Below are 7,865 nucleotides of genomic sequence, written 5' to 3' on the forward strand. Positions count from 1 at the left end.
CGGTGGCTATGTCGGAGGGGTTCCACCCGTTCCCATCCCGAACACGGAAGTTAAGCCCTCCAGAGCCGATGGTACTTCGCGGGAAACCGCGCGGGAGAGTAGGTCGCTGCCGGATTCTTTTTGAGAAACCCCCCGGTGTCCCTCGTGGACACCGGGGGTTTTCTGTTTTTGGGCCGCTTGGGTTTCGCGCGTCACTGCAGCGGCAGGTTCCTGGTGGGCACCCCTCGGATGTGGACGCCCGCTGGTCGGGCCTTGCGTCAAAGGTCTTCCATTCGTCCCCCCGCGCTGGGACGGCTCGGCGTGCGAAGCCCGTTTGCACTCCTAGGGCCTGGCGCTGGTTCCAGAGGTCTCGGTGACGGAGGTGCCAGCGGCGGGGAAGGGCGCGTCGCGCGCGCCGCCGGACTGTCCGTGCACGCCGATGGGAGGCGCCTCGTGCGCCCGGTGAACGCTCAGCTGGGAAGGATGCGCGCCCGTCGAAGTCAGGTGGCGGGAGCCCTCGGTCCCGCTGGCGCCGGAGCGCGGAGCATTCCGCTCGGATGCCCCAAGCAAGGGACGCGCTGTTCTGCTAGTGTAGGCGACATGCGCCTACCTGTGACCGCGCTCCAACGGACCTCTGAGGCCCCCTCTGCACGCCTGCCGCCGCGCGTCGTGGAACATGACGCTTCCGTGGCGAGGTCCGGATGGTGCTTGGAGGACTCAAGCTACCGGATTCGTTGGGGTTTCAGGCTGCTATGCATGTTTGACTCGCCGTCCGCGCTGCGACTAGAGTCCAGGTTTCCGCCCGGTCTGCGCACCGCCTGTCGCGGTGCGCGCCTCCCGGTGCTGGGCCGCTCCACGAGATGAAGAAGCCGACCCTCTTTGGGAAGTACCTGCTCCTCGAGCGCATCAACGTCGGCGGCATGGCGGAGGTGTTCATCGCGAAGGCCTTCGGCGTCGAGGGCTTCGAGCGCATCCTGGCCATCAAGAAGATCCTCCCCACCATGGCGGAGGACGAAGAGTTCATCACGATGTTCATCGACGAGGCGCGGATCAGCGTTCAGCTGAACCACGCCAACGTCGTGCACATCAACGAGCTCGGGAAGTACGACGACACCTACTTCATCGCCATGGAGTACGTCGCCGGACGCGACGTTCGGACCATGTTGGAGCGCTACCGGCGGCGTAAGGAGATCATGCCCACCGCCCAAGCGGTGTTCATCGTCTCCAAGATCTGCGACGGCCTGGACTACGCGCACCGGAAGAAGGACGCCCGCGGGCAGGACCTCCACATCATCCACCGCGACGTGTCGCCTCAGAACATCCTCATTTCCTATGAGGGTGAGGTCAAGGTCATCGACTTCGGTATCGCCAAGGCGGCGAACCGCTCCCAGAAGACGCAGGCGGGCATCCTCAAGGGCAAGTTCGGGTACATGAGCCCGGAGCAGGTCCGGGGGATGCCCATCGACCGGCGCAGCGACATCTTCGCCGTGGGCGTGCTGCTGTACGAGATGCTCACGGGCGAAAAGCTCTTCGTCGGCGAGTCGGACTTCTCCACCCTGGAGAAGGTGCGCAACGCGGAGGTTCCGCTCCCCAGCGAGTTCAACCCGAGCATCCCGCAGGGCCTGGAGAAGGTGGTCCTCAAGGCACTCACGCGCGAGCCCGAGGACCGCTACCAGTGGGCGTCCGACATGGCCGAGGACCTGATGCGGTTCCTCCTGGCCGGTGACGCCATCTACTCGTCCAAGCACCTCTCCGGCTACATGAAGGAGGCCTTCGCCGAGGACATGCTCCGCGAGGCGGAGAAGATGGAGCGCTATGCCGGTATCGAGCGCCCCGACCAGATCGAAACCTCGGGCATCACAGTGGCCCCCGGGTACAACCGGCAGGCGGCGCGGCGTGCGCCCCCTCCAGCCGTGGTGGTGACGGGAACGCCCGCGGGCCGTGCGTCCACCTCGCCAGCGCAGCCGGTCCAGGACTACATCCCGCCCCCCACCGCCGAGGAACTCGAGGAGATGGGCGTCGGCGCGGGCGACAAGACGCAGATTGTCGACTCCTCGCATACGTTCATGTCCCCCGAAACGCGCGTCGCCGACAGCAGCGTCGTGGTGGACGACAGCATCACGGGCCGGACGGAGAACCCCATTCAAGACCACGGGACGTCCGGCTCCTTCAACTCGCTGCGCGCTCCCGCGCCTGATACGTCCTCGCGCAAGGGCAAGAGTGGTCCCAAGGCGCAGGTCGTCATCAGCAACGAGGAGGGCGAGGCCTACTCCGGCGCCACGATGATTGGCCCCGCGCCATCCGCGCCGCCCACGCGCTCGCGCGGCTCGTCGCCCTCGCTGGACGAAGAGACGGGCAGCAGGCCAGCGCCCGTGTCCGGCCGCGGCCGGGGCGGAAAGCGCGCTCCCGAGCCCGAGGAGGAGCCCTCTGACTACGAGCAGCCGCCCGAGGAAGACAGCGGCGCCGGCTACGACGACCAGGACGACTACGGTGACGAGGGTCACGCGCACGACGACCTGAACGAGCCCGAGGAAGAGGTGACGGGCTCGGTTCCCCTTCCCGCGGAAGAGGCGCCTCCGTCCGCGAAGGCCGCTGCGCCCGCGAAGGCGAAGACGAAGGTTCCCGCCAAGGGGAAGCCCGCGCTCAACCTCAAGACGCTGCCGAAGCCGGTGCTGTTCGCTGCCGCGGCGGCCATCGTGCTGTTGCTCGTCGTCGGCGTGGTGATGGCCACCAGGCCCTCCACGGGCGAGGTCACCTTCATGGTGTCCCCGTCCAACCCCTCCGCCCGCATCCAGCTGAATGGCCAGGAGGTCCAACTCAACACGCTGCTGGCGCTCCCGGCGGGGCAGTACCGGGTCACCGCGAGTGCTCCCGGTCAGCAGAATTCGGCCAAGACGGTGGACGTCGTCGCGGGAAGCAGAATCGTCGTTTCGCTCCCGCTGGAGGCTGATCCGCAGGCGGCCCCGCCGCCCGAGAACAAGCCACCCGAGACGCCGCCGACGAACACGGGCGTCGTCATTGCCGCGGGCACGACAGAGCCGGGCGGCGACGACGCGCCTGAGAACGCGCCTGTCGACGATGGGCAGACGCCGCCTGCCGCGCCCGTTCAGGTCGCCGCTGTCTTCAAGGGTGATGACGGCGCGGAGATCGCCGTGAATGGCGAGCGCCTGGGGCAGGTTCCAGACGCGCGCATGGCGAATCTGGAGGTGGGGAAGACCTACTCGTTCACCGCGAAGCTCGCGGGCTACGAGCCGTACTCCGGTGAGTTCAAGGCCGACGGCAGCAGCCAGGAGGTCACGGTCGCGTTCGAAATGACGAAGGAGCCGCAGCCCGTGGTCAACGTCAGGCCGCCGCCCAAGGCGCCTCCCAGGGCGCCGCCTGCCCCCAGGGCGCCAAGGGCCCCCAAGGTGATGGGTAAGTTCGCCTGCAGCACAAAGCCGGCTGGCGCTGACATCTACGTCGACGGGAAGAAGACGAATCGCCAGACGCCGGTGACACTGGGCAGTCCGTTGATGCTACCAGTGGGCAAGCGGAAGATTTCGTTCAAGCTCAACGGTAAGACGACCAAGCCCGTGGTGGTCGACATCACGGAAGGCAGTGTTGCCAAGCTGGTCAACGTTCCCATTGAGTGAGAAGGCGGGCATCCGATGCCCCCTTCGATTGTTGACCGAAGTGGGGCATGGGCGCGCTATGACGCCTCGCCCGCGAGCAATTGAGAGGTGATGCGCCATGCAAACGACGCCCATCCGGGGCAAGCCTGAGGCTGGCCCCGCTGAACAGCCTTTTACGTATCCTCACCGCCGGGAGTTCATCGAGCCCGACTGGCGACGGATTCCTGGCTTCAAGGACGTGTCCGCCGCCGACTGGGAGAACTCCGTCTGGCAGCGCAAGCACACCGTCAAGAACCTCAAGGAACTCAAGGCGACGCTGGGAGCACTGCTCCCGGATGACCTGGCTGAGAGCATGGAGCGCGACCAGCGCGAGCGGGCGACCATGTCGCTGCTCGTGCCTCCGCAGATGCTCAACACCATGAACCTCGAGGACCTGTGGCGTGACCCGGTGCGTCGCTACATGCTGCCGGCCTACGCGGACCGCCTCACCGAGTGGACCAATCATCCCAAGGCCAGCCGTGACAGTCTTCACGAGCAGGACATGTGGGTGGTGGAAGGCCTGACGCACCGGTACCCCACCAAGGTGCTGGCGGAGATGCTGCCGACCTGCCCGCAGTACTGTGGTCACTGCACGCGCATGGACCTGGTGGGCAATGACGTGCCGCAGGTCAGCAAACACAAGTTTGGCATCGGGCCCAAGGACCGCTACGCGCAGATGCTCGACTACCTGCGTCGCACGCCGACGGTGCGCGACGTGGTGGTGTCGGGTGGCGACATCGCGAACCTGCCCATCCAGCAGCTCGAGCCGTTCGTCAGCTCGCTGATGGACATCCCGAACATCCGGGACATCCGCCTGGCCAGCAAGGGGCTGATGGCCATCCCGCAGCACTTCCTCCAGGACTCCGTCCTCCAGGGGATGGACCGGCTGGCGAAGAAGGCCGTCGAGCGCGGCGTGGACCTGGCGCTGCACACGCACGTCAATCACGCGCAGCAGCTCACCCCGCTGGTGGGCAAGGCCGTGCGCAAGCTCTTGGACATGGGCTTCCGTGACGTGCGCAACCAGGGTGTGCTGCTGCGCGGTGTGAACGACAGCCCGCAGGCGCTGCTGGACCTGTGCTTCACGCTGCTCGACCACGCGAAGATCCTGCCGTACTACTTCTACATGTGCGACATGATCCCCAACAGCGAGCATTGGCGGCTGTCGGTGGCTCAGGCGCAGCGGCTGCAGCACGACATCATGGGCTACATGCCGGGCTTCGCCACGCCGCGCATCGTCTGTGACGTGCCCTTCGTCGGGAAGCGCTGGGTGCACCAGGTGGCGGAGTATGACCGCGAGCGCGGCATCTCGTACTGGACCAAGAACTACCGGACTGGCATCGAAATGAACGATGCGGACGCGCTCAGCCGGAAGTACGAATACTTCGACCCCATTGACCAGCTGTCCGAGGCGGGTCAGGCCTGGTGGCGGGAGCAGCAGAAGGCGGCGTAATGGATACCTCAGTGCTTCCGGCGGGTCTCCCGCCGGAGCCGGCGACCGCTCGCGCGTCGCTCAGCGCCGAAGGGCGCAAACGGCTGTTCCCCAACGCCACGGACGCGGAGTGGGCGGACTGGCGTTGGCAGCAGCGGCATGCGGTGCGCGGCCTGGAGCAGTTGGAGCGGTGCGTGCCGCTGACCTCCAATGAGCGCGCGGGCGTGCAGGAGACGTCCGCGCTGTTCCGCATCGGCATCAGTCCGTACTACCTGTCCCTCGTCGACCCGGAGCATCCGTTCTGCCCGGTGCGCATGCAGTCCATCCCGGTGCGTGCCGAGGCGCGCATCCGTCCGGGCGAGCTCGCGGACCCGCTGGGTGAGGACAAGACGCGCCCGGAGGAGTGCATCGTCCACAAGTATCCGGACCGGGTGCTCTTCCTCGCGCTGGATACGTGCTCCGTCTATTGCCGTCACTGCACGCGGCGCCGCATCACGCAGGGCGGGGTGGCGGAGCTCTCCAAGGAACAGCTCCGCCGCGGCGTGGATTATGTCCGGCGCCATCCCGAGGTCCGCGACGTCCTCATCTCGGGTGGGGACCCGTTCATGCTCAGTGACTCGCGCCTGGAGGAGTTGCTCGCGCCGCTCAGCGAGATTCCCCACGTCGAGATGATTCGCATCGGCACGCGCGTCCCCGTGTGTCTGCCCATGCGCGTCACCGATTCCCTGGCGCGGACGCTCCGGCGCTACGCGCCCGTCTTCGTCGTCACGCACTTCAATCATCCAAAGGAAGTGACGCCCGAGGCACGCGAGGCCTGCGAGCGGCTGGTGGACCACGGCGTGCCGGTGGAGAACCAGGCCGTGCTGATGCGGCAGCTCAACTCCGACGCGCGCATCATCAAGGAGCTGTCGCACCTGCTGCTGCGCAGCCGCGTACGGCCCTACTACCTGCACCAGATGGACGTGGCCGAAGGCTGCGAGCACCTGCGCACGCCCATCGCCAAGGGGCTGGAAATCATCCAGCAGCTCCGAGGCTACACCACCGGCCTCGCCGTGCCGCACCTGGCGGTGGACCTGCCGGGGGGCGGTGGGAAGGTGACGCTCCAGCCCGACTACGCGGTCGAGTACGGCGCGCAGGAGACGGTGTTCCGCAACTACAAGGGCGAGCGCTTCACGTACCCGGAGCCCGAGGAGACGGACTGCACCTGCCCGTATGATGGCGTGTGGCGGGAGCGGGCTCCCCGGTACGGCTACCGCAAGGGCTGAGCAGTGGGCGCGGCGGGGGTTCCCCCGCGCTCCCTCCGGTCAAGAGAGGTCTGCTACCGCGCTTCGGCGCCCTGGGGCACGCCCACGTCGATGGACGGCTCCGCGCCCTCCGTGGCCTCCAGCTCCACCGGGTCCTGGTTACTGAAGCCCTGCTGGATGTGGACCTCTTCCGTGGCCGCCGCGGGCGCGGGCTGCTTCGCGGCCTTGGCGGCCTCCGCCAGGCGCTGCTCCTCCGCCTTCGCGCGCGCGTTGTCCGCCGGCGACATGCGCGCCTCGAAGCGGGCGAAGTCCTTGGCCGACACGCCGTGCTTCTCCAGCACCGACGCGGAGGCGGCCTGCTGCTTGTCGATGGCCTCCCGGCGCTCCGCGGTGCTCATCTCCGACGACTTGCGGTTGCCGTACTCCGCGTCGACCTGGGACAGGGCCTGGGCCTCGTCGCGGCGAATCTCCGCCACCTTCTCCGGAGTCAGCTCCGCGCTGTCGGCGGCAAGGGCCTGTCCAGGAATGACGAGCCACGAGGCGACCAGAAGCAGGGCAGAGCGGGGGGACATGGCGGGAGGACCTCGTTCAGGACAGCGGGAACCGTCGCAGTCTAAACACGGAGACTGCTTCTGTGCACCCGTGCCGTGCCTCTCAGGGGCCGCACCGCGCGCAGTGATTCCGGGCCAGGGCGCACTGCTCCTGGCCTTGGGCACAGCGGGGCGGGAGGTCGTATCGCTCGGGATGGCGCTCCACGAGCGCGCACAGCGACTCCGCCAGCTCGCAACTCTGCGTTCCCACCGAGCAGCGGTCCGCGCACGTCGCGTCGTCCAGGTCGTCGCGCGTCCGGAGCTCCTCGAGCCGCAGGGACAGCGAGTCGATGGCCGCGTCGTCGGTGCCCGCGACGCGCGAGTCCACCTGCTTCGCACAGGCCGTGAGCAGCACGCAGGCCAGCAGCATCCGTGGAAGGGCGCGCATGGCCGCTCCCCTTATGTGGCCGCGGCCCCTGGCGTCCAGCGGCGTGGGCCCGCGGTGTCGTTCCCTCAGCGACGGGCTGGCGCGGTGTGCACCGGTGGACGTTGGCGAGGCGCCGAAGGGCCTTCGGGCTTCGACAGGTACAGCCAGGCCGTCATCGCCAGCAGCAACGCCACCGCGAGCCGCCGCAGCCACTCCTCGCGGCGACGCTGGGGCGACGCGCGGGCCTCCCGCTCCGCGGCCTCCAGGCCCGTGGCGACCTGGGACGCCAGCGTCTGGAGCGCTCGGCACGTCTCCACCACCGGCGCCAGCGCGGCGGGGAACCTCGCGTCCTCGCGCTCCAGCGCATCCGAGAGCATCCGTGCCCAGGCGGCTTCCTCGTCCTCACTGGCGGGCTCGCGGGCGGGAGCACCCCGGTGCAGGGCCAGGGCGATGGCGGCCCGCAGCAGCAGCACGGAGAAGGCCTGGGCGGGGATGCCGTAGTGCGCCGCGCAGGCTTCCCGCGAGCGGCCCTCCACCAACCGGAGGCTGAGCATCGCGGCGGGGCGGGGCTCCAGCTCGCGCAGGGCGGTGATGAACGTCGTGGGG

At 68.2% G+C, this 7,865-nt stretch carries 6 protein-coding genes and 1 rRNA gene; 4 read left to right on the forward strand and 3 right to left on the reverse strand.

Annotation, left to right across the window (positions count from 1 at the left end):
- The 4 genes from rrf to HV824_RS33680 all read left to right on the forward strand — a co-directional run.
- A 5S ribosomal RNA gene (gene rrf / locus HV824_RS33665) occupies positions 1-115 on the forward strand; the annotation flags it as partial.
- A 724-nt stretch (positions 116-839) separates the two neighbouring features.
- Complete coding sequence (locus HV824_RS33670) at positions 840-3,611, forward strand: serine/threonine-protein kinase (RefSeq protein WP_176425096.1); 2,772 nt, start codon at positions 840-842, stop codon at positions 3,609-3,611.
- Positions 3,612-3,708: 97 nt separating this feature from the next.
- A complete protein-coding gene (locus HV824_RS33675; RefSeq protein ID WP_176420612.1) occupies positions 3,709-5,079 on the forward strand; it encodes a KamA family radical SAM protein in 1,371 nt (456 codons plus the stop codon).
- Complete coding sequence (locus HV824_RS33680) at positions 5,079-6,323, forward strand: KamA family radical SAM protein (RefSeq protein ID WP_176420613.1); 1,245 nt, start codon at positions 5,079-5,081, stop codon at positions 6,321-6,323. Before HV824_RS33675 ends, HV824_RS33680 begins: the two co-directional genes overlap by 1 nt.
- 53 nt (positions 6,324-6,376) lie before the next feature.
- Here the strand turns inward: HV824_RS33680 and HV824_RS33685 are convergent, their stop codons facing one another.
- The 3 genes from HV824_RS33685 to HV824_RS33695 form a co-directional block, all read right to left on the reverse strand.
- Complete coding sequence (locus HV824_RS33685; RefSeq protein WP_176420614.1) at positions 6,377-6,874, reverse strand: hypothetical protein; 498 nt, start codon at positions 6,872-6,874, stop codon at positions 6,377-6,379.
- An 82-nt stretch (positions 6,875-6,956) separates the two neighbouring features.
- Complete coding sequence (locus tag HV824_RS33690) at positions 6,957-7,262, reverse strand: hypothetical protein (protein ID WP_176420634.1); 306 nt, start codon at positions 7,260-7,262, stop codon at positions 6,957-6,959.
- 83 nt (positions 7,263-7,345) lie between these two features.
- A partial coding sequence (locus HV824_RS33695) for a hypothetical protein (RefSeq protein WP_217917972.1) occupies positions 7,346-7,865 on the reverse strand: 520 nt, incomplete at its 5' end.

Origin of the sequence: Myxococcus sp. AM009, from assembly GCF_013372605.1 — a bacterium.
In the GTDB taxonomy this organism is placed as follows: domain Bacteria; phylum Myxococcota; class Myxococcia; order Myxococcales; family Myxococcaceae; genus Myxococcus; species Myxococcus vastator.

Bases quoted from the DNA above. Each gene is read 5' to 3' on its own strand.
- HV824_RS33690 (WP_176420634.1), bottom strand. From the start codon at position 7,262: ATGCTGCTGGCCTGCGTGCTGCTCACGGCCTGTGCGAAGCAGGTGGAC.
- HV824_RS33685 (WP_176420614.1), bottom strand. From the start codon at position 6,874: ATGTCCCCCCGCTCTGCCCTGCTTCTGGTCGCCTCGTGGCTCGTCATT.
- HV824_RS33670 (WP_176425096.1), top strand. From the start codon at position 840: ATGAAGAAGCCGACCCTCTTTGGGAAGTACCTGCTCCTCGAGCGCATC.
- HV824_RS33675 (WP_176420612.1), top strand. From the start codon at position 3,709: ATGCAAACGACGCCCATCCGGGGCAAGCCTGAGGCTGGCCCCGCTGAA.
- HV824_RS33680 (WP_176420613.1), top strand. From the start codon at position 5,079: ATGGATACCTCAGTGCTTCCGGCGGGTCTCCCGCCGGAGCCGGCGACC.